Below are 20,817 nucleotides of genomic sequence, written 5' to 3' on the forward strand. Positions count from 1 at the left end.
ATTGGGGAATACAATGGACTTCAATTTTCTTTCCACACCAAAGATTGTTTGCAAAAGCGGCGGGCTCTCGCAGATCGGAAATCTCATGCAGGGGTTGTCCTGCACACGCGTGTTGATCGTGACTGATCCTGGCATTGTTGCTTGTGGTTTTTCTGGGGATACGGTCAATGCGCTCAAGGCTGAGGGTCTTGAGGCCAAAGTTTTTGATCAGGTCGCCGCCGATCCACCGATTTCTGTTGTTGAGACCGCTATCGAATGTGCTCGAGATTTTGGAGCAGATGGGGTAATTGGACTAGGGGGCGGCAGTTCGCTGGATACCGCAAAGGTCGTTGCAGCGGCGTTGCCCAACAAACAACCTGTCGCGGAAATGATTGGTGTTGACCGCGTCACTGGAAAACGTTTGCCGCTCGTTCAAGTGCCGACAACCGCAGGAACCGGCTCCGAGGTCACTTGGGTGTCAGTTTTGACTTCGGAAACGCATGAGAAACAAGCGGTCTACGCTCCACAGCTACTGCCTGATATTGCCTTGCTCGACGCTAAGCTCACATTGGGCATGCCGCGGTCCATAACGGCGGCAACGGGATTGGACGCCATGGTGCACGCCATAGAGGCCGCAACCAGCCGGACGCGCAAGAACCCAGTCTCGGATGCGCTTGCCGACAAAGCTCTTACTCTACTGGGTCAAAATCTCAGGAGAGTTTTGGACATGCCTTCGGACCTTGCAGCGCGCGAAGCAATGTTATTGGGGGCAACGCTGGCTGGAATGGCGTTCATCAATGCCAGCGTGGGAGCAATTCATGCTTTGTCTTATCCGCTGGGAACCGGATTTCACGTACCTCATGGGCACGGAAACGCATTGGTTGCAGGCCCTGTGATGCGTTACAATTTGCCTGCCGCAGAAAAAGAATATGCCCGCCTGTCACGGTTGCTTCTGCCAGCGCGGCCCTTCAAATCAAATGCTGCCGCCGCCAATGCTTTGATCGATGAGATGGAACAAATCTTGTCTGACAGCGGGTTGGAAACACGGCTGTCTGCATTGGGTGTCACCAAGGACGCGATTCCGAGCATGGCGAATGAGGTCGTCACTGGCATCAAGCGACTGCTTGAGACTAACCCGCGTGATATGACGGCCGAAGATGTCTCTCGTCTTTACCATGAGGTGCTCTGATGAGTGGAGCATTGGAAGGAATCAAGGTGGTCGATCTAAGTCGTGTGCTTGGGGGGCCGTATTGCACGCAGATGCTTGCCGACCACGGCGCGGAGGTGATCAAAGTTGAGCCGCCTCAGGGTGATGAAACACGAGGCTGGGGGCCGCCCTTCAAAGACGAGCTTAGCGCGTATTTTTCAGGAGCAAATCGCAACAAAAGATCCATAGCCATTGACCTGCGCCAACCGGAAGGGCGTAACCTGGTCTTGAGGCTGTTAGAAGATGCGGACGTTTTGGTTCACAATTTCAAACCTGGCGCACTGGAAAAATGGGGGCTTGGTTATGAGGAAGTGTTGTCAATCAAGTTCCCAAAGCTTGTGTTTTGCCACGTCACCGGCTTTGGCGCAGATGGGCCGCTTGGCGGATTTCCGGGGTATGACGCTGTTGTGCAGGCCATGACTGGGCTAATGAGTATCAATGGTAATCCAGCTAATGGCCCAACTCGGATGGGTACACCAATCGTGGACATTGGGACTGGCATGATTGCCTGTAATGCCATTCTCGCCTCCCTTCTGGAACGTGGTCGATCCGGATTGGGGCAAGCCATTGAGGTGCCGCTCTATGATTCCGCAATCAGCATGATGCACCCGCAAGCGGCCAATTCCTTGATGTCTGGGCAGATCCCGAAGGCGACGGGCAATGGACACCCTAATATCGTGCCATATGACATGTTTGAGACAAGCACCGGCAAACTATATTTGGCAGTTGGGAACAACCGGCAATTTGCGGTTCTCTGTGATGTGCTCGGAATTCCAGAAGTGCCTAGAGACGTTCGGTTTGTCGACAATGCTGCCCGTTTGACCCATCGGGCAGAGATTACGCATCTTCTCTCTGAGTGTTTACGGTGTCATGATGCCTTCGAATTGGAACCCGTGCTATTAAATGCAGGCGTTCCTGCGGGTGTTGTCCGTGATGTCAATGAAGCCCTTGCCCATCCGCACACACGGCACCGCGATATGGTTGTTTCTAAAGAAGGGTACCGAGGCACAGGTGTGCCAGCGCGATTGTCGCGTACCCCTGGAACAGTACGTTCGGCGCCACCTCGTTTCGGGCAACACTCGATAGAGCTACTGCGCGAAGCCAAACTGACGGAAGACGAAATAGGCGAGCTGGTTAGCAAGGATATCGTTCGCGCTGAACAATAAGTCGGAGGGCTGGCTTAGATTGGAGTTGTGCTAGAAGAGGACAAGCAGAATACAGCTTGGGGAGGTGAAGATGAATAACGCACTCATTACGCCGAACGGTATACCTGAATGGATTCCAGGTGAGACTACGCTTGACAGTTCTGGTAGTGGATGGCGAGGCCTGACCCTAAAGGGTTACAACTACGATGGGCAAGATGCTGATATCCCACCTATGCGTGATTACATGATTGTTGCCTACGATTGCGCGGCAACAACGATGTCCCGATCTGACGGGGGCTCTTGGGAGCACGCGCGCGTGGGCAAAGGCCGAGTGTCTTTGCTGACGCGTGGAGAGAAGTCGACATGGCGTTGGGTTGATCCGATTTCCGTCAGACACGTCTACCTCACTCATGATGAGATCGAAACAACGGCACTGTCTGTTTTTGATCGTGATCCGCAATCCATTGAGATTAATGACCGACTATCTTCCGAGGATCCGGTGATAGTGAACTGCGTTCGCCTCTTGGAGGGCGAATTGAAGAATGGTGGGCTTGGTCAAAAGTTAATGATAGACGCTTTGCGCAACCAGATCGCTGTTCATTTGCTTCGCCAATATGCCCAAGTTACCTTGGACAGTGACGCCACCTGTAAATTTAATCCCAGCCAGCGGCGACGCATCATCGATTTGGTGGAAAGCTCTCTTGATGAAAACTTGAACATCAAGGATATGGCCGACACTGTTGGTCTCAGTCAGTTCCACTTTTCGCGACAGTTCAAGACAGAGTTCGGATACGCACCGCACGCCTATGTGTTGCGCAGACGCATTTCAAGAGCGAAAGAAATGTTGCGACAAGGAGATGTTCCTCTGAAAGTGGTCGCACTGGATTGCGGGTTTTCAGATCAAAGTCACTTTAGCCGTTCTTTCCGAAAAGCTACTGGACTAACCCCGGGCAAATTTCGGATGCTAGCATGAAGCTCGAAAACGATACGCTTACCCAAATTCAACAAAATGAGTTCAAGAACCGTTAGGCGCTAACCGCTCTGATTGATGTCTAGAGAATTGGCCATCCTTCAAACGGTTTGATTTCCTTGAGTGCAAAGCTGCTTGTCATTGCTTTGATTCCCGGCATCCGCCGCAGACGATTCATTGAGAATTCTGCGTAATCGTCGAGATCGCGACATACAACTTGTAGGAGAAAGTCGGCGCTGCCGCCGACGGAATGGCAGGAGACGATTTGTGGGTAGTCAGCGACAGCCTTTTCAAAGGAGTTGGCCTCTTCTGCTGAATGAGTATCGATTTGGACAGAAACATACACCAAAACGCCTAAACCGAGCCGATTGCGATCAATCACGGCCCGATAGCCTTGAATGTAGCCATCTTCTTCTAGGCGGCGAGTGCGCCGCCAGCATGGGGATGTGGACATGCCGGTTGCTTCGGCGAGTTCCGCATTGCTAAGTCGGCCATTGGACTGAAGGGCCAGCAGAATACGGCGATCCGCTTCATCAAGGAGTTTGGTTTCAACACTTTTCATATTTCACCGCTTGGGTATGATCTACCTGAATCCCAAATTTGTGAGGAAGAATATGCCTTGAAATTGGGAAATTCAAGCAAAATAGAACCAATTCGTTCGAGTGAAATGTGCTTAGTTCACTTCAAGATACACACATGCTTGCGGAATCCTGGAAGAACTTATGCCAACAGAAAACGTAACCTCTCCTACGACAAATGTTCACAATGCTCCCCTGCATGGTGAGGGTGATCTTCGATTGGCCATTGTCGTTTCACCCGATCAATCAATCGGTTATCTCGCAAACACAGTTGCGACAATTGCTGCTGGGATAGGGGCGGTGCATCCTGGCATAGGAAATGTAACGCTTACGGACAGTGAGGGCGTTTCGATAATGAATTCTGCGGACCGTCCAGTTCCAATTTTGCAAGCGGACTCCGCTCAGATGCTGACCATAGCGGAAAGCGCTCACAAGCATTCAACCGGCCTGACGCTGGTGGCCTTCCCAGAGTTTGCTCGAAAACTCCATTCTTTCAAAGATTACAAGGATGAGTTTCCACAACGCTCCCTGTCTAACGAAGCTCTGAGCGGAGTTGGCCTGTGTGGTCCAGTAAAAGCCGTTAAGTCGTTGACTGGTTCTTTAAAGCTCCTTCGTTGAGGAAGTGGAGGTCAATGCCCCGCGTGTAATAGGCCAATTGGATCGCGGAAAACTCCCAATCTCATCCTGCGTAACCAACAGAAGGATCTGTATGTATGCTCGACAATCTAACGCTCTATGAACATTTGCCAGAGAAGCAGTTTCAGCACCTCAGTGCACAATTCGCGCGAGAACCTGCTTACCGTTATATTGGGCTCAAGCTTCGTGATCTTCGCAGAGGATTTTGCGCGACGGTGACGACAGTATCCAATGATCTGCATCACCATCGTGGAGCGGTCCAAGGTGGTATCATCGCAATGATCGCTGATGCTACAGCCGGCTACACGGCGCTAGCCTCGCTTGATGTTGAGGCGATGTACGATGATATGGCAACGATCGAATTTAAAACTAGTTTCTTTCGACCTGGCGCTGCTAAGGAGCTCATCTGTGTTTCCAATCTTGTCCACGGCGGTAACAGAACCCTGTTCTGCGCTGCGAAAATTTATCTTGATGAGATTGGTGACAATCAGTTGTGCGCCGATGCGACATTGACTTTCTCGCGCCTCCGATCACGTGCTTAGTAACTTACGTAATACTGACAAAAGCAACAGGTTCAGAGAAATATGCTGACTCCAACTCAGTGTCAGTTTTGAAGATGACATGTCCTGCGATGAGTTCTTCGAACTCATTCCTCCAGGACAACAAAGATTCGGCAGCTTTTGCCAATAGCACGGGTTTAACCGGTGGGTTCGAAGCGCAAATGGGACTTACACGCAATGAGATGCAAGGCTTGCCACTAATGCAAAGAGAAATGGATGAAAAAATGGAGTGGAGCAAGAAATGATTAGGCGTGCGTGGCAAAGCTCAATGATCGCGCTTGCCCGGTCCGATCGTGTCAAAGCGTTCATGCAAACTTCGAGGGCGACGTCTTTTCTGCGTAGAAAGTTCGTTGCTGGCGACGACGCCTCCGCAGGCGTTCAGCGTGCGCAGCATCTCTTGAAGCACGACGGCATTCACAGCTCTTTGTTTTACATGGGTGAGTACGTGGATAATTTCGATTTGGTTAAGGAGAATGTCCTGCAGAAGTTGGGTGTTGTCGAGGACCTGAGGCTGGCCGGGTTAGATATTCATGTCTCCGTAGATCCGACACAAATCGGCTATCAGGTTGATCCAAATATGCTACCAGAATTTGCTGGTCAGATTGCTGAGAAGATAGCAACGGCGAAAGGCAATGGAGTCGGTCTTAACTGCCTGATGTTTGATATGGAGGACGCAACACTTCTCGCTCCCACTATCTCCCTCCATAATTCCTTGCAGGATTCGGGCTATCCGGTTGCCTTAACTTTGCAAGCGTATCTACGACGTACATATGACGATATGAAAGACCAAATTTCTCGCGGGAGTAGGGTCCGTTTGGTGAAGGGGGCGTTCGCTGCGGGACCGGAAATCGCATTCCAAACTCAAGCAGAAATTAAGGCAAATTCCCGAAAGATTATTGATCTCATGTTCTCTCGAAGGGCCAAGGAAAACGGCTTCTATCCAATTGTGGCCACGCACGACACTAGGCTTCATGAGTACACGATTAGATTGGCAAAGGCGAATGATTGGCCGGATGATTCATATGAATTCGAAATGCTTCTTGGCGTTAGAGAAGACCTCGCCAAAAACCTTGCCCTGCGTGGTCAACGTGTCCGCCTCTATGTTCCATTTGGCAAAGACTGGTGGCCACATGCCGTGCGTCGGATAGGCGAGAATCCGCGAAATGCCGCGCTACTTGGGAAAGCCCTTCTTAAGTAGCGCACATCCTTTGTGAACTCACGGCGAACATCCGCCTGCGCTCCGCCGTGGAGGGCAGAGCACAAACCCACTGTCTCTCGTCATGGGTGAGAGACCAGCGCGGGCAGGTCACGGAGATTAAACGATTTTGAAATTGCTCTTACGCCTCGGCGTGTTTGTTGTGGTGCTAATTGTTGACCTTCTGATCATGATCTACGCCGCCTTTGGGCGCGGGGTGCCCTACGCAGATATCTCAACCGAGCCGCTCTTGCCGCAGAGCGCGATTGAGGCCGCAGTCGTCGCTGACCGACCCATTAGAAACGCCACTGTTTCGGCACACAGGCGCATCTGTTACACGGTCCATCCGGAATCGAACCCGAACCGCGACTGCTATTGCCTCCGAGGGTAGGGGGCTTGGCCCATCTCTTCCATCATCTTTTCTTGGAACACTCGGCGGGTGTCGGAAGACGGATCGAGATCTACAATCGCAAGCGCTCACATTCCACCCTTGGCTGTAATCTCCCAGCCGTGTTCTATTGGCTAAGAGAAGACGAAACCCAACTCGATCAGCAGAAGCAAAGATAGCTTAAACTACGCGGAAACCTGTTTAAACATTGGAGAGTAGCTCAGTCTTGGGGGAAAACTACCCACCTATAGCAGAAAAATTCTGGGGGTAGAGCGATCATTCGAGGTTTTTGGATTTTTGACATATCAAAAAAGTGCAATAGGATCGCAGTAGAGGTCGAGAAAAAAGGAAAATCCGTAGTGCGTCAACCATCCACGACCCTGGAGACGGGACCGAAGGCGAAAGAACGTTTATCAGACGTGGCTTACGATGCTATAAAGAAAGACATAATTACGCACCGCCTGCCTCCACAAAGCAAGATTTCAGAGGGGCGTCTAGTGGATTCGATGGGTCTATCACGCGCGCCAATCAGGTCTGCACTGGCGCGACTTCAGTCAGAGGGGTTCGTTTATTTGCAAACGAGTAAAACTCAACTCGTTGCCCCTCTGAACCTTGCGAGATGTGAAGAAGTTTTCCATTTGAGGAACATTCTCGAACCGGACGCCGCGCGTCAGGCAGCAGGCAAAGTCGATGCTGAAGAACTGCATCGGCTGAATGAAGCTTGTGCAAAAAATTACACTGCCGGAAACGCAGACGAAGAATATGAACTTCTCTTAGCCAATAAGGAGTTTCATTTGGCAATCGTTCGCGCCTCGGGGAATGATCTGCAGGCGCAATTCATTGAGCGACTGCAAGACATTGCTATGCGTATTCTGTGGGTGTCCCTTCGGGTTAGCAACCGTTCGATCGTCTGGAGTGAGGGGCATCTCGAAATCATTGAAGCACTGATCGCTGGTGATGGAGACCGTGCCTATAAGGAGGCACTGGTTCATCTGACCAACGGACAGGATATCGTTAATCAGATACTTAAGCACTCATCGGTACTACGGCAGGTAAATTTGTCTTAGAGAAAATGACATTCCAAAATATAAAATTGACATGTTAAAAGCGCCTTGGCAAATTGGTCAGCAATTGCTGACCAAGGGTCGAGACCATTGCCAAACTACGAACCACTATTCCGCCCGTTCAAAATAAAGAGCGTAACGATCAGAAACAGGGTCATGTCTACGGCCCACACGTCTGGGGCGAGCGAAGATGGAAAACCGAAGGAGAAATACCAAGCTTACCAAGAAGAGAAGGCGCGCGGAGGGATCGGTTTAACGATCATCGGAGGGTCGACCGCAGTAGCCCCGGACAGTCCTGGTGCGGACATGCTGCACCTTGACGCCTCATCAGACGATATCATCCCATATTACGACCAGCTAGCTGATCGCATTCACAAACACGGGGCCACCGTTTTTGCACAGATTGCGCACATGGGACGGCGTGCTAACTGGGATAACGACAAATGGCTTCCTCCGATCAGCCCTTCAGGCATTCGGGAAGCTGCGCATAGGTCCTTTCCGAAAGTTATGGAAGACTGGGACATACAGCGCGTCGTCAAAGCTTTTGCCCAGTCCGCGCGCCGAGTTCAAGCGGGTGGGATGGATGGCCTAGAGTTGTCGGCAACCCACAACCAGCTATTCGATCAGTTCTGGTCTCCGAAAACGAACTTGCGAGAGGATGCGTACGGAGGCTCTTTCGAAAACCGCATGCGATTCACATTTGAGGTTATCGATGCCATCCGCGTCGAAGTTGGAGATGATTTCCCCCTTGGACTACGTATGTCCGGTGATGAACTCCTCGATGGGGGAATGACGCACGAAGATTTGCTGCGCGTCGCGTCGGCCTTGGCGGAACACGGTCAACTCGATTATCTTGGAGTATTGGGAGGAAGTGCTGAAAATTTGCCTTCGCATTCCATTATTTTCCCTGGAATGGAAATGCCTGCGGCTCCGTTCCTTTCGCTGGCAGCGGCGGTTAAGCACCATACAGGTTTGCCGGTCTTTCACGCCCAGAGGTTGGCAGACGTTGCAACAGCGGCACGCGCTATCGAGGAGGGGCACATCGACATGGCGGCGATGACGAGACCGCACATAGCCGATCCCCACATCGTTCGAAAGCTGCAAGACGGTAGAGAAGATCAGATTCGGCCCTGCGTTGGGGCAAATTACTGCATCGATCGACTCTACGCAGGTGGCCAGGCGCTTTGCTTGCATAGCCCAGCCACCGGGCGCGAACAATCCATGCCGCATGACATTTCCAAGGCGGTCACTGTTTTGAGAGCAGTTGTTGTTGGGGCAGGGCCAGCCGGCTTGGAAGCGGCGCGGGTTCTTGGGTTACGCGGTCACAATGTCACGCTCTTTGAAAAAAAGGATCAAACAGGGGGACAAGTGCGTCTTGCCGCCGCGCTTTCGTGGCGCTCGCCTTTGCTCGCGATTACGGACTGGCTCGAGGCCCGGGTCAGGGAAATTGGAATCGACATTCGATTGAGCACGACTGCAACCGTCGAAGAGATTTTATCTCTGAACCCGGATCTAGTTATCGTAGCCACTGGCGGTCGTGACAACGATGAAGCTCCAATTCCAGGTGTATCCTTGGCGACGACTCCGTGGGATATCCTGATGAATGGTGCCACGGATTTCGGGTCTGATCCGGTGATGGTATTCGATGACAACGGTGGCGAACAAGCGCTGTCTGCGGCTGAGGCTCTGGCCAAGTCAGGCGCTAAGGTGCATTTCGTGACCGCAGATCCCACGCCTGGAGTCCGATTGGAGCGGACTACCAGACCGACCTTTTTCCGGAGGTTGTATGATCACGGAGTTGAGTTCCATACCAACCAACGCCTGAAGCGCATTGTATCACAGGGTAACGCCCTCAAAGTGACAATCGAGAACGAATACAATGGTTCGCTAGAAACACAGCAGTTGTCTGGTGTTGTCGTTGATTACGGAACCCGGCCCAACGACCAATTGTATTTTGATTTGAAGTCAAGTTCGACCAATTTGGGCGCCGTTGATCTCGGTGCGCTGGTTCAGGGTACTCCGCAGAACATCGCGGTCAACGAGAAGGGCGAGTTCAAACTATTTCGCATCGGGGATGCAGTAAGTGGCCGCAATATTCACGCAGCTATCTTTGACGCTCTTCGTCTGTGCAAGGACTTGTAAATGCCTGTTCTTCTGTTGTTTGGTTTTTTTACCACCGTCGCAGTTGTGGGTGTATTGTGGCGTTCGCGCGTATGGTTGCGCGGGAGGTCGGATCCCCACTATCCTAGCCTATTTAGCCTACTGCGCGGTTTCGTGGCCTTTCCGCGCCGGTATCTTGTAGATGTACACCATGTGGTTGCACGGCGACCAATAGCAGCGCGAATGCACGCGATGGGGGCAGGGGGATTTCTAGGTTCGGTTCCCGCTGCGATCGCGGTGCACATGGGATTGCATGGATTGCCAAGTGTCATGATCTTGCTGTCTTTTCTATGCATCTGCATGATCGGTGCGATATTGGACATTTTGCGTCGCGCCGCTGAGAAACGGCGCTTGGCTGGAGGCGGATACGCTCAAATGCCGTATCTGTTGATCGCTTATAGTGTCTTTCACGCTGTCGCTATTCTGCCTGAGCTTCAGATTTCTTCTCTTTCGTCTTGGAAAAGCCCGTTTGGCCTTGCGGTTTTGGCCTTTGGCATCGCAGTTCATGCAATGTTGTTCGTTGGCTGCTTTCACGGCCCGTTCAGACATGCAGTGCTTGGAGCCTTGCATGTTTCCTTACATACGCGCCCAGACCGGTTTGACAGCAAAGCGTCCGTCGGGTCATTGTTGCCACAGCGGGAGGCATCGTACGGAGTCGCTGATCCTACGGAATTCACCTGGACTCAGCTGCTGTCCTTCGATGCTTGCGTTCAATGTGGTCGATGCGAGGAAGTGTGCCCGGCCAACGCAGCGGGGCAACCCCTGAACCCCCGTGGTTTAATCGTTGGGCTCGCGCAACAATCGGGCGCGCTAGTGACGTATGAAGGCAATGACCCGGGTCCCTTGATCTTAACCCAAGGGAGCGTCATTCTGGCAAATGACACATTGTGGTCGTGCACGACCTGTGGCGCTTGCGTGCAGGCTTGCCCGATGCTGATCGAGCACGTGGATGCAATCACTGACGTTCGGCGTTCTGTTATTCAAACAAGTGCTCAAGCGCCCCGCGAGCTGACTCGAGCCATCGAAAACACACGCGATCGTGGCAACACGACTGCCCAAGATCCCAACAAACGTTGGAATTGGGTCGAGGAGATGGGCGTACCTGTACTACCAGTTGGTGGGAAAACGGATGTCCTGCTCTGGCTTGGCGATCACGCTTTCAATCCAAGGCACAGGCGTGTTCTGCGGCGTCTGATCGAAATGATGGCCGAGGCGGGCGTCGATTTTGGTATCCTCGGAGAAGATGAATGGGACTGTGGTGACTGGGCTTGCCGCGCAGGGGATGAAGCCACTTTCCAGGAATTGGCTCGGGCCAACATCGAGGCTCTCTCAGCGCGGCGTTTCAATCGTATCGTGGCGCCAGATCCTCACGCGGTGCACGCACTCAAGAACGAGTATCGCCGGTGTGGCGGGGCTTTTGACTGCATTCACCATTCACAACTGCTTTCCGAATTGGTCGACAACGGTCGCTTGAAACCAAATCAGGATACTATGGGCCGGATTACCTATCATGACCCATGTTATCTGGCGCGCTACATCGGCGAAACCGATGCGCCGAGAGCGGTGGTCGAAAAGTCAAGCAGGGAACTTGTTGATCCACCTCGTACCCAGGAAGCGACATTCTGTTGCGGTGCTGGTGGTGGTGCAGCGTTGTCTGACATCGCTGGGGAAGCGCGTGTTCCAGACATTCGTATGGCCGAGCTTGCTTCGACTGGTGCCGACTGCGTGGCTGTTTCTTGCCCCAATTGTGCAGTGATGTTGGAAGGTGTGACTGGCGACGGTCCACAAGTTCGCGACATTGCAGAAATACTTTGGGAGGCAACGCGACCGTCATGACTCTTGAAAAAAGTGACAACCTAAAACACGTTCTGGCAGTGCCGGACTTTGCCAGTGGGTCAATCGCCAGGGAAGACAACCTTTTCATCAATGCGGTGGCTAGCTTCTGTGCTACCGTGGGGGCGGAATTCTCGATGCTCGCGCCGAGATCTTTCCTTGAGGATCTCGGTAAGACTGCAAGCCTGCTTATTGGTTGCGACCTGCCTCCGGGCGTGTTCCAAGCTGATGCTTTGCATGGTGTGATTGAAGCCTTAGTGAAGCAATATGGTTTTCACACCGTTGTTTTTCCAAGTTCGGAATGGGGTGAAGATCTCGTTCGGCGGCTCTCGGTAAGTGGAAACAAAGCCTTTGCATCTTGTGTTGGTTTTGTTACCGAACACGGCTTCGTGCAACATATCGGGCAGGACCATGAACTGCTTGTTGCGCCATGCGAACTACTAACATTGTCTGAACAATTCGTAGGTGCGGACGCAAGAGCAGCGCCAACCCAAGAGATTGGCTTCGCGTCTGTTTCGACTTGCAGTGTTGAGTTCATTGAGATGGGTTGCGAGCAACTCGGCGACGTGACAACAGCCCCACTAGAAAGTGCCCGTTTCATTATTGCAGCCGGTAACGGGGTTACCGACTGGAACAGTTTTGGTGAACTGGCAAAAGCGCTTGGCGCTACCGTGGGCGCCAGCCGAGTCGTATGTGATCGGGGATTTCTACCGCGGGACCGACAAGTAGGCAGTTCGGGTACGCTCGTTTCCAGCCGCGTCTACATTGCTTTGGGTATCTCTGGGGCTGTGCAACATCTTGACGGAATTCACGACGTTGAATTCGTGATTTCGGTCAACTCAGACCCAGGTGCTCCGATTCACTCTCGAGCGGTCTTGCCCATCGTCGCCGATGCAAACGCCGTTGTTCAGCACCTGTTAGAGGCTTCGGTTACTAAGGAGCACGGCCATGGTTAAAGTCTTGGTTCTGTTGTCGGCTGGAAGAGATGAGTTTTCGGGCAAAGCCGTGCCGTCGGCCTCAGACGCGCGTGCGGTCAAAATGGCTTTGAACCTGAAAAATGCAGATGTGACCTACGCGCACATTGGATCGGCGGACGAGCCGTCTCTAAGGCTGTATCTTGGTTTGGGTTGCCCTGAAATTGAAGTTTGGACGTTGGAAGCAGACGCGTCTTTGTCGTCTACACTTTCTAAGCATTTAGAAGCCATCGAAGCGGATTTGATTTTGACAGGAGCCGCCTCGAGTTCAATGGCCTCGCAGGGTCTCTTGCCGTATAAGCTTGCTTCCAAACTGTCGCGCCTGTTGCTGCCAGGAGTAGTTTCAGTCGACCTAGAAAGCTCCAGAATTACGGGTGTTTGCCCCGCACCTGATAGGACACGCCGGTTGATCGCCGCTGAGTTGCCGGCGATCGCAACCGTATCTCCTCTCGCACCGGATCCGGGACAGGTCGTTCAATCATGGCAGCGCTCGGGGAGGATTGTGCGCGAGACTGACACATCAATTTCCGTTTCCAAACAAGTGCCTAATGTCGCGAGACGTAGGTTTCGAGCCAAGCCTTTGACCGTGCCAGTTGGAAATCGAGCATGGGAGCGGGTGCGCTCGGTCATCGGATCAGTCGACGTGGCGCCGAAGGCTAGGGCGATGTCTCCAGAACAAGCCGCTCAGGCAATCCTGTCCAAACTCGAAGACCTTGGCTTTGCGGTGGCGGAGTCTAGCGCAAATGATGACGCAAAAAAAACAAAGGTGGGAGAAGATTCAAATGACTAAGACACTGAAATCGTTGAGCGAAGAAGCCTCTAAGGATGTTGAGCAGGTTTCGACGAAGGAAGCCCTATCCTTGTTCAAGGAGGGGAACACTGTTTTTGTCGACGTCCGTGAGGATCACGAAAGAGCGGGGTCCGGAACGATCCCGGGGGCAGTCCATTTGCCGCGATCTCTTCTGGAGTGGAAATTAGACTGCGGCGATCCCAATCACCGGCCTGAAGTCTTCGATGCAGTTAGGCCGATTTTCTTTTGCGGTGGCGGCGGTCGTGGGCTTTTGTCAGCAAAGCTTGCTCAAGAAATGGGCGTGACAGGAGCTCGAAATCTCAACGGCGGGTTTCGGGCTTGGGTGTCGTTCGATGGTCCCTTGGTATGATGGAAGTCAATTGACACACATTAAGTGACATGTCAAAAAGGCCGCTATGATATGACAAAATAGGCGATTGTCATAAATGTGATGAAGGTAACTGTAGCAGAAGTTGCGATCGCGGCTGGACGAGTAAAAAAACTTCTAGAATAGGAGGATGTTTTGATCATTGAACGTTTGGACCTAACCCCACGGTACTCAAAAATCGTGAAGCGTGGCGACATCGTTTATCTAGCTGGGCTAATTGCCGAGACATGGGACGCAGACATCGCGATCCAATCCCAAGAAGTCTTCAATCAGATAGACGAACTTCTGGCAAAAGCTGGAACGAATAAGTCCAGGCTGCTGACTATGACCTGCTGGATCGCTGATTTTGCCGACTATGGAGTATTCAACGAGACTTATGACGGTTGGATCGACACCCAAAACCTACCAGCGCGGGCTACGGTAAAAGCTGAACTGCTGGATCCTACACTCAAGATTGAAATTATGGTCACGGCCGCTGTTTGAGCGCTGACCCAAACTTACGAGAGAGAAAACGAGACTCACTTCACTGGACGAATTCGTGAGCTACTCCCCAATCCTTGGACAGGATTCCACGTAACTTTAGCTACTCTCGGCTCCTGCTGATCGGTTTGGTTTTCGTTTCTTCTCAGTCAATAGACCACGGCTGGCGGCTTGCCGACAAGGGCGGAAGGGCGCTTCTGCGGTTGTGGACTCGATCCACTTTTCGACACCGGCGTTCGCCTCTGATCCGGTCTCCCAAGCGTGCAGGTAGATACACTCGTATTTTAGGCTCCGCCAGAGCCGTTCGACAAAGATGTTGTCGAGGAAGCGCCCCTTGCCATCCATCGAGAAGCCATGCGGTACCAACCCAGCGAATGGTCGATCGGTGTTTGAGTCAAACCGCCCGAGAACTGGCACCAATCGTATGACTGTCGGTGTTCATGATCTCGGGCCGCTGATGAATGGACCGATCTGGTGGAAACATCTGGCCTCTGGGGCGTCTGGCATAGCGCGGCCGTCGTTTCTTTCGACGGCTGGGCAGATGGCGCGCCAGCCGCTCGGATTGACCTTCGCGGCTGTAGACATAGGCGTAGATGGTTTCATGGCTCACCCGAATCGGCTACGCATCATATCCAAGTCGGCCCGCAATCTGTTCCGGTGTCCATCCTGTCTTCAGGCGGTCAATCACATGCGCGCGCAAACCCTTCAAGCGGATCAGCTTCCGCCGTCGCGCACGCCTGGTATCTGCCGTCCGCTGTGCATTTACGCCGTAGTACCCATTCAGATACGACAGCTCTTCGTCTTGGAATCCGTTGCGCTTGATCTCGCGATAGACAGTCGAGCGATGTCTGCCGATCACTGCCGCGATCTTGCTCACCGGGATCTTTGCATTCAACATATCCTCGATTGCGCGCCGCTCACGCAAATCCAGTTCTGTGTGGGCCATGTCCGTTCTCCTTGCTTGTCAGCAAGATAGGGGATTTGTCGCAAGCCAGTTTAGAATGTGCCCCTACACTCCAACTGGGCTGATAAGGTTTATTATGTTAAGTATTTGGCTTTCGACCCTTTGCAGCCATCCAATTCTTATACGAATGCTGCGGCGCAGTTCCATCGAAACCCTTGTTCGCGCATCTTTGGTCGCGCTGTAGAAAGTGAGTTCCGTAGGTGCAGCGCTCTGGTTTAGGTTACTTGAAGAAGCCAACAGGATGGAAGGCAAATGAGCGACAAAGAGCAGCACTCGCCACCCCAAAGACTTGAAAACCACAAGAGACCTAGGGATCACATCCTGAACATCATCAAGGCTGCACTTTCAACCGCACCGTTCGGCGGTGGCATCGCCTCCCTGATGACAGATTACATCCCGTCAATGAAGGAAAAGCGACTGGAAAAATTCGTCCGAGAAATCGCGGCTGACTTGAAGTCTCTTCAAGATCGCATCGACGAAGAATTGATTCAGACGGACGAGTTTGCTTTCGTTCTGGAAAGGTGCTTACGCGGAGCGGCAGAACATTACCAATCAGAGAAGCTAACGGCCTTTCGAGGCATTCTTATGAATTCAGCGGTTGGATCCGGCGTCGCAGCGGATGAAGGGGAGTATTACCTCAACGTGGTTGAAAGGCTGTCGGCACTGCATTTGCGCATTTTGTCCTTTCTATCCGATCCGAAGTCATATTTGCAAAGCCATCAAATACCAGAAGAACGAATCCGTGGCGGGTTTCCTAACTTCATGCCGGTTGCGATCCCAGGGGTGGATCTTGAGGCAATCAAGAGTGCATTCGGAGACCTTTACCAATTTGGTTTCCTCAACACGGACAAATCAATGTTCAACACAATGACAGCGTCGCAGGGATTAGACCTTCTTGGCGACCGATTAACGGATGCCGGCCATCGCTTCGTTGCTTTTTGCAAGACGCCACAATAGCTAGTGACCAGTGGGCGTGCAGATTGCGGGCCGGACAATCCGGAATTTCACCTTGGTTATGGGGTGCAACAATCCCAGCCCAAAATGGCTAAATTTCTGATCAAGCTTTTCGCGTTTGTTCCGGTGCCGGGTTAGCCTTCGCCAGTTTCCGTGGGCTTACCAACTACGTTTCCGATAGGGTGACTTTGTGCGTGTAGTTGTCTTGTTAGACTTTCGCTGGTTGGCACGAGTTTGTAGCGCCTGGAGGTTTCTGCGCGCATTGGTTCCGCCCTTGGACTTCGGCCAGATGTGGTCGACCTGCCAACCCATGGGGCTGTTTCTGCCATAGGCCGGTTTGTAGATTACGTTACCCTGGCTATCCCTACGATAGAGATTTGGGTTTTTTCCCTTGACGCGGGGCGCCTTGGCCCATGCGTGCTGAGCTTTCCAGTTGGTTAAATAGGGCATTCGTTTTCCTTTCGTTAGGCAGCGTTTCTTCGTGGGTGAATGTGGGAGCCGGTCGGCGTGATCTCGATATCGAAGCCTTCGGTGATCATGGTCTTCACCTGTTCGGTGTGAGAGATCAAACCGACCGAACGCATGTGGTTGGTGAGGTCATAAAGCGTCTCAAGAGCGGTATTCAGCGTGTCCTCGTCGAGTGTTCCGAAGCCCTCGTCGATGAAAATCGCATCTAGCTTGATGCCACCGCTGTTGCGCTGAACAACGTCTGAAAGTCCAAGGGCAAGTGCGAGCGATGCCTGGAACCCCTCCCCTCCCGATAGGGTCTTTGTGGGTCTCGATTTTTCGGTGTTCCCGTCGAAAACAGAGATTTCCAACCCTTGTTTTTGGCGGCCGCCACCGGTGACTTCGGGTCGCATCAATTGATATCGCCCATCAGTCATTGGCCCGAGACGGTGATTGGCAGCCAAAAGCACTTCGTCAAACATTGCAGCGATGGCAAAATCCGGGAGACGTACTTTCCGGTCGTTATTTCCGTTGACCAGGTCCGAAAGCCCACCAACGGGTCCATACTCTTTCTCAAGGTCGTTGATTTGCGTGGTCAGGCGCTGAACTTGACCTAGCACCTGTTGCCGTCCGTCGAGTTCGTTTTTCAGGCGAGACTGGGCATCCCGGCTCTGTTCCAACGCTGCCCGCGCTTCATTTCGAGCCTTGGTCAGCAAGGCGAGATCAGGAGTGGGCTGATCCCCGATGTCTTCCGTCAATCCACGAAGCCGTGCGGTAATTGCTGCAACACGATTTTCGTAGTCGCTTATCTGTGCCTCTAGAACGGAGTACTGGGCAACATCGTCTTTTGCTGCCTGGAAAGCCTCCTCGTTCAGCCCGACTTTTTCGAGTTGGCCGAAGAATTCACCTTGTGCTTTCTTCAAGCCCTCGGATGTTTTTGCGACACCGTTCTGCGCGATCTTTGCGGCTTCCTCGGCTGCGCTGAAGACAACGGCCGCATCCTTTTCGTCGGCAACGGCAGCTTCATGATCGGCGGCCAGTTGGTCGTGCTTTGCAATAGCTGCCGAGAGCGCTTCAGAAAGCGCGTTCACGGGGCGCAGCTCATCGGGTACGCCTTTGAGCGTCGTGTCATAGGCGGTCTGTGCCCGGACCTCGACACCTTTGGCATCCGATACGGCCGACTTTGCGTTTTCTAGTGCTTGGGCTGCATTGCTGGCGAAAGCTTCGGCGGAAGAAATCTCACCCTCGAGATCCGCAAATCTGTTATCAGCTTCGAGCGCAGTTTTCTCCTCGCGTGCCGCCAAGAGGATCGGGGCCAGTGCCACGCGATCTCTCTTGGGGCGTTCAAGCGCATCCACCTCATTTTGCCGCTCGACAAGCGTAGCTTTCGCCGCCGCCAACGTGGTTCTGGCTTCAAGCTCGTCGTTCTCGGCGGAGCGCAGTATCTTACCTGCTCGCTCGAATTCATCATGCCGACCACGACGCTCCGGATCCCCGCTGGCGGGATCGGGGTGGTTTAGGGCTCCGCAGGCTGGGCAGGGCTCGCCTGGCTTCAGTTTTCGGGCGATGTGAAGCGCCTGAATTTCGGTTAAGTCCTGTTCCGCATGCTCAAAGGCCGCTTTGGCTGCCTCAAGTTGTTTAAGCGCCTCGTCATGCTGGATCGAGAGGCGATCCACCTCCTTTGACTGACGGTCCCGCTTGAGAACGGCAGTCTCAAACTGATCCAGGGCTTGCGACTCTGCGTCAAGCGCGCTCATTGCGGTTGTTGCTTCCTGAAGCGCGCGTACGTGTTGGGGGTGCTGCTTTTGCAGGTCGCGCAGGGCCGACAATGCTTGTTGGGCTTCTACGTTCTTCTGGTCGGCGGCGGCTTTGGCTTCCTCAGCCGTTTGTGAGGTCAATTTCGCAGCATTCAACTCTTCCAGCAGTGCTTTGGATTGATCGAGTGTCACCTGCTGACGTTGAAGTTCTGACACCCTGGCCTGTGCGTCTTCCCGCTCCTCTTTCTGCATATGGGTACGCGACAGCGTTTCCCGTGCCCGCGTGATGGCATCGGTTGCGCTCTTTAGGTTGTCTCTTGCTTCGTGTTCGCGGGCCGCCGCTGTGGCGCTTTCGTCGCGGGTAGTCTGCAGTGCCGCCTCGGAAACTAGAACGTGTTGGGCGGCACGCGCCTGCTTTAGCCGGATGCGCACGGCATCGATCGTTTTGCATTCTGCCTGCAACTCCAAGTCTTCCTCTCGTGCGGTTGCAAGGGCTTTGAATTTCTCGGCAAGTCCCTCGCCCGCAGACAAGCCTTTTTGACGTTTCTCAAGTACCCTTGTTTCAGTTTCGATGGTCGTATCGAGCACGGCGATCTCATCGATCATTGATTGGATCGCTTGCGAGAGCTGGTCTTCGCTCTGATCGTCAAGAAGAGTTGAGCGTCGGATTTTTTCGTCGCTGATCTGACGATAAAGCGTGGCTGCCCTGGCCTTAATCTGGGCGGCGAATGTCTCGTAAAGCCCGACATCAAAGAGCTGTTTCAGGATTGGTGAGCGCTCGTCTGAACTGGCAGTCAGGATGCGACGGAAATCCCCTTGCGGCAGCAAGATGATCTGCCGAAACTGTTTCGCGTTGTATCCGAGAAGCTCTTCGACCCGTGCGTCAACAAGGCCGACTTTCTTTTCCGCAAGTACTTCACCTGGATTGTCCTCGGAGATTTCCTCGAGTTTCATTCCCGTCGCCCGGAAGAGATAAGCCTCGTGTGCCTGCGTTGTGGTGCCGGAACCGCGAAGCGCAGCGCGTTGCTGGACGGGAATACGCCGGATGACGTAGCGGTCCTCTCCCAGATCAAAGACCAGTTCTACTTTAGTGATATCTTTCGCATGATCATGATGACACACCATATCTTCAGGCGCTCTTTCTGCCCCAGAAGACTGGCCAAAAAGAGCGAAAGAGATTCCGTCAAACACCGTGGTCTTGCCGGCACCGGTTTCCCCATAAATGCCGAAAATACTCGCTTCGAGAGCTGAAAAGTCGACGACCTCGGTGCCCGCGTAAGGCCCGAACGCGGTCATTGTCAGACGGATCGGTTTCATTCGGTGTCCTCCAGAATGGGTTGATCCAGCACTTCCTTGGTTACTTCGAGTTCCTGGTCCGTCGATCCCTCTCCGCGAACGTATTCGAGGAATTCGCCGATCACGCCGATAGGATCATCCAACTTGGATTGGGCGCGACCCGCACTGCTCATCACGAGCTCACGGGCTTTCTCTCGAAGGGTCTGCAGGATGTTGGGGTAGTAGGGTCGAAGTTGAGCGGCCGGCTCGATCAAGGCACCTTCATCAAGCAAGATTGCACGGATGTAGTCGTCGCTGGGGTGCTTAGCCGCGTCGGTGACCAAATCGGCCAGATGTCCTTTCACCTCTCGCACGTGCCGCAGGGGTTCGAAGGCGACAGTCCTAAGGTCAACAATCTGTCCATCCGGATCGAGATCGAAGATCGTCATGGATTTTGTGGTTCCGGCCTCGTCAAACCCGAAGGCTAAAGGCGATCCGCTGTATCGGATCGAGTCACGACCCGCGATCTGCGGGCGATGCAGATGACCAAGCGCGACGTAGTTCGCGCCGTCGAAGATGGAGCTTGGCACGGTTTCGACTGTGCCTACGGAAAGCGTCCGTTCGCTTTCGGATGGTTGGCAATTCGTCACAAAGGCGTGGGCGACGACAATCCAGCGGGCGGTCTCTGGGACGTGCGCCTTGGCTGCAGCGATCTGTGCGTGCAAGACGTCTTCTGGCGAGCGGATGCTTTCGTCTCCGAAGGCACGACGAGCGGCATAAATCTCCGCATATGGAAGCGCAGAGATAGCAACTGGACCAGCACCGTCCTCGAGCACGAGTGGCAACTCATCGCTCGAGACAGGACCGCGCACTAAGATGCGGTTCCGGTCAAAGAGCTTCGATGCCGTTCCAAGCCGCTGTCCTGAATCGTGGTTTCCGGCAATCACTGATCCGCCCCACTTGAGTGGTCCAATTTGATTGTTAGTGCATGATCGGCCTTTGGTCCATCTGGATGATGGTTTCGGGGGCCGGTGGGCGATAGCCCAGAGCACTGTGGGGTCGTTTCGTATTGA

General features: G+C 53.2%; 18 protein-coding genes and 2 pseudogenes. 14 read left to right on the top strand and 6 right to left on the bottom strand.

The features are described from left to right. Window positions 1-13 precede the first annotated feature (13 nt). From MK745_RS16205 to MK745_RS16215, 3 genes are all read left to right on the top strand, one after another. Window positions 14-1,168, top strand: coding sequence for an iron-containing alcohol dehydrogenase (locus MK745_RS16205; protein WP_243614277.1), 1,155 nt, complete (start codon window positions 14-16; stop codon window positions 1,166-1,168). Continuing rightward, window positions 1,168-2,352 (top strand): CaiB/BaiF CoA transferase family protein, encoded by a 1,185-nt coding sequence (locus MK745_RS16210; protein WP_243614278.1) that lies wholly within the window; start codon window positions 1,168-1,170, stop codon window positions 2,350-2,352. The genes MK745_RS16205 and MK745_RS16210 overlap by 1 nt, the downstream gene beginning before the upstream one ends. A 70-nt stretch (window positions 2,353-2,422) precedes the next feature. Further along, window positions 2,423-3,304, top strand: coding sequence for a helix-turn-helix domain-containing protein (locus MK745_RS16215; protein WP_243614279.1), 882 nt, complete (start codon window positions 2,423-2,425; stop codon window positions 3,302-3,304). Between the two features lie 79 nt (window positions 3,305-3,383). On the opposite strand, the gene MK745_RS16220 is transcribed toward MK745_RS16215, so the two are convergent. Continuing rightward, window positions 3,384-3,863, bottom strand: coding sequence for an Lrp/AsnC family transcriptional regulator (locus tag MK745_RS16220; protein WP_243614280.1), 480 nt, complete (start codon window positions 3,861-3,863; stop codon window positions 3,384-3,386). A gap of 160 nt (window positions 3,864-4,023) precedes the next feature. Between MK745_RS16220 and MK745_RS16225 the strand changes: the two genes are divergently transcribed. The 10 genes from MK745_RS16225 to MK745_RS16270 all read left to right on the top strand — a co-directional run bounded on the left by MK745_RS16225 (window position 4,024) and on the right by MK745_RS16270 (window position 14,350). Next, window positions 4,024-4,497: a DUF2000 domain-containing protein gene (locus tag MK745_RS16225; protein WP_243614281.1), complete on the top strand. Its 474-nt coding sequence runs from the start codon at window positions 4,024-4,026 to the stop codon at window positions 4,495-4,497. A gap of 95 nt (window positions 4,498-4,592) precedes the next feature. Next, window positions 4,593-5,057 carry a PaaI family thioesterase gene (locus MK745_RS16230; RefSeq protein ID WP_243614282.1) on the top strand — a complete coding sequence of 155 codons (465 nt, stop codon included), beginning with the start codon at window positions 4,593-4,595 and terminating at the stop codon, window positions 5,055-5,057. Between the two features lie 286 nt (window positions 5,058-5,343). Then, window positions 5,344-6,273, top strand: coding sequence for a proline dehydrogenase family protein (locus MK745_RS16235; RefSeq protein WP_243614283.1), 930 nt, complete (start codon window positions 5,344-5,346; stop codon window positions 6,271-6,273). Window positions 6,274-7,017: 744 nt separating this feature from the next. Continuing rightward, window positions 7,018-7,725 carry a GntR family transcriptional regulator gene (locus tag MK745_RS16240; RefSeq protein WP_243614284.1) on the top strand — a complete coding sequence of 236 codons (708 nt, stop codon included), beginning with the start codon at window positions 7,018-7,020 and terminating at the stop codon, window positions 7,723-7,725. 87 nt (window positions 7,726-7,812) lie between these two features. After that, window positions 7,813-9,864, top strand: a complete 2,052-nt coding sequence (locus tag MK745_RS16245; protein ID WP_243614285.1) for an FAD-dependent oxidoreductase — start codon at window positions 7,813-7,815, stop codon at window positions 9,862-9,864. After that, window positions 9,865-11,718 (top strand): DUF3483 domain-containing protein, encoded by a 1,854-nt coding sequence (locus tag MK745_RS16250; RefSeq protein ID WP_243614286.1) that lies wholly within the window; start codon window positions 9,865-9,867, stop codon window positions 11,716-11,718. It begins immediately after the preceding gene. Beyond that, a complete protein-coding gene (locus MK745_RS16255) occupies window positions 11,715-12,671 on the top strand; it encodes an electron transfer flavoprotein subunit alpha/FixB family protein (protein ID WP_243614287.1) in 957 nt (318 codons plus the stop codon). Before MK745_RS16250 ends, MK745_RS16255 begins: the two co-directional genes overlap by 4 nt. After that, a complete protein-coding gene (locus MK745_RS16260) occupies window positions 12,664-13,479 on the top strand; it encodes a hypothetical protein (protein ID WP_243614288.1) in 816 nt (271 codons plus the stop codon). The genes MK745_RS16255 and MK745_RS16260 overlap by 8 nt, the downstream gene beginning before the upstream one ends. Further along, complete coding sequence (locus MK745_RS16265; protein ID WP_243614289.1) at window positions 13,472-13,849, top strand: rhodanese-like domain-containing protein; 378 nt, start codon at window positions 13,472-13,474, stop codon at window positions 13,847-13,849. The genes MK745_RS16260 and MK745_RS16265 overlap by 8 nt, the downstream gene beginning before the upstream one ends. Window positions 13,850-14,002: 153 nt before the next feature. Continuing rightward, window positions 14,003-14,350, top strand: a complete 348-nt coding sequence (locus MK745_RS16270) for a RidA family protein (protein ID WP_243614290.1) — start codon at window positions 14,003-14,005, stop codon at window positions 14,348-14,350. A 146-nt stretch (window positions 14,351-14,496) separates the two neighbouring features. Here the strand turns inward: MK745_RS16270 and MK745_RS16275 are convergent. Beyond that, window positions 14,497-14,695, bottom strand: a pseudogene (locus MK745_RS16275) (integrase core domain-containing protein); the annotation flags it as partial. An 85-nt stretch (window positions 14,696-14,780) separates the two neighbouring features. Beyond that, window positions 14,781-15,293: pseudogene (locus tag MK745_RS19905) on the bottom strand (IS30 family transposase); the annotation flags it as partial. A 270-nt stretch (window positions 15,294-15,563) separates the two neighbouring features. Between MK745_RS19905 and MK745_RS16285 the strand changes: the two are divergent. Further along, window positions 15,564-16,268 (top strand): hypothetical protein, encoded by a 705-nt coding sequence (locus tag MK745_RS16285; protein WP_243614292.1) that lies wholly within the window; start codon window positions 15,564-15,566, stop codon window positions 16,266-16,268. Window positions 16,269-16,424: 156 nt separating this feature from the next. On the opposite strand, the gene MK745_RS19850 is transcribed toward MK745_RS16285, so the two are convergent. Genes MK745_RS19850 through MK745_RS19855 form a run of 3 tightly spaced genes read right to left on the bottom strand, consistent with a single transcriptional unit; the run spans window position 16,425 to window position 20,691 of the window. Beyond that, entirely contained in the window at window positions 16,425-16,715 is a 291-nt protein-coding gene (locus tag MK745_RS19850; protein WP_347813656.1) for an HNH endonuclease domain-containing protein, read from the bottom strand. A gap of 14 nt (window positions 16,716-16,729) precedes the next feature. Further along, window positions 16,730-19,786: an AAA family ATPase gene (locus MK745_RS16295; RefSeq protein WP_243614293.1), complete on the bottom strand. Its 3,057-nt coding sequence runs from the start codon at window positions 19,784-19,786 to the stop codon at window positions 16,730-16,732. After that, window positions 19,783-20,691: an exonuclease SbcCD subunit D gene (locus MK745_RS19855; protein WP_243614294.1), complete on the bottom strand. Its 909-nt coding sequence runs from the start codon at window positions 20,689-20,691 to the stop codon at window positions 19,783-19,785. Before MK745_RS19855 ends, MK745_RS16295 begins: the two co-directional genes overlap by 4 nt. Window positions 20,692-20,817 lie beyond the last annotated feature (126 nt).

Origin of the sequence: Shimia aestuarii, assembly GCF_022814865.1 — a bacterium.
GTDB classification, from domain to species: Bacteria; Pseudomonadota; Alphaproteobacteria; order Rhodobacterales; family Rhodobacteraceae; genus Shimia; species Shimia aestuarii_A.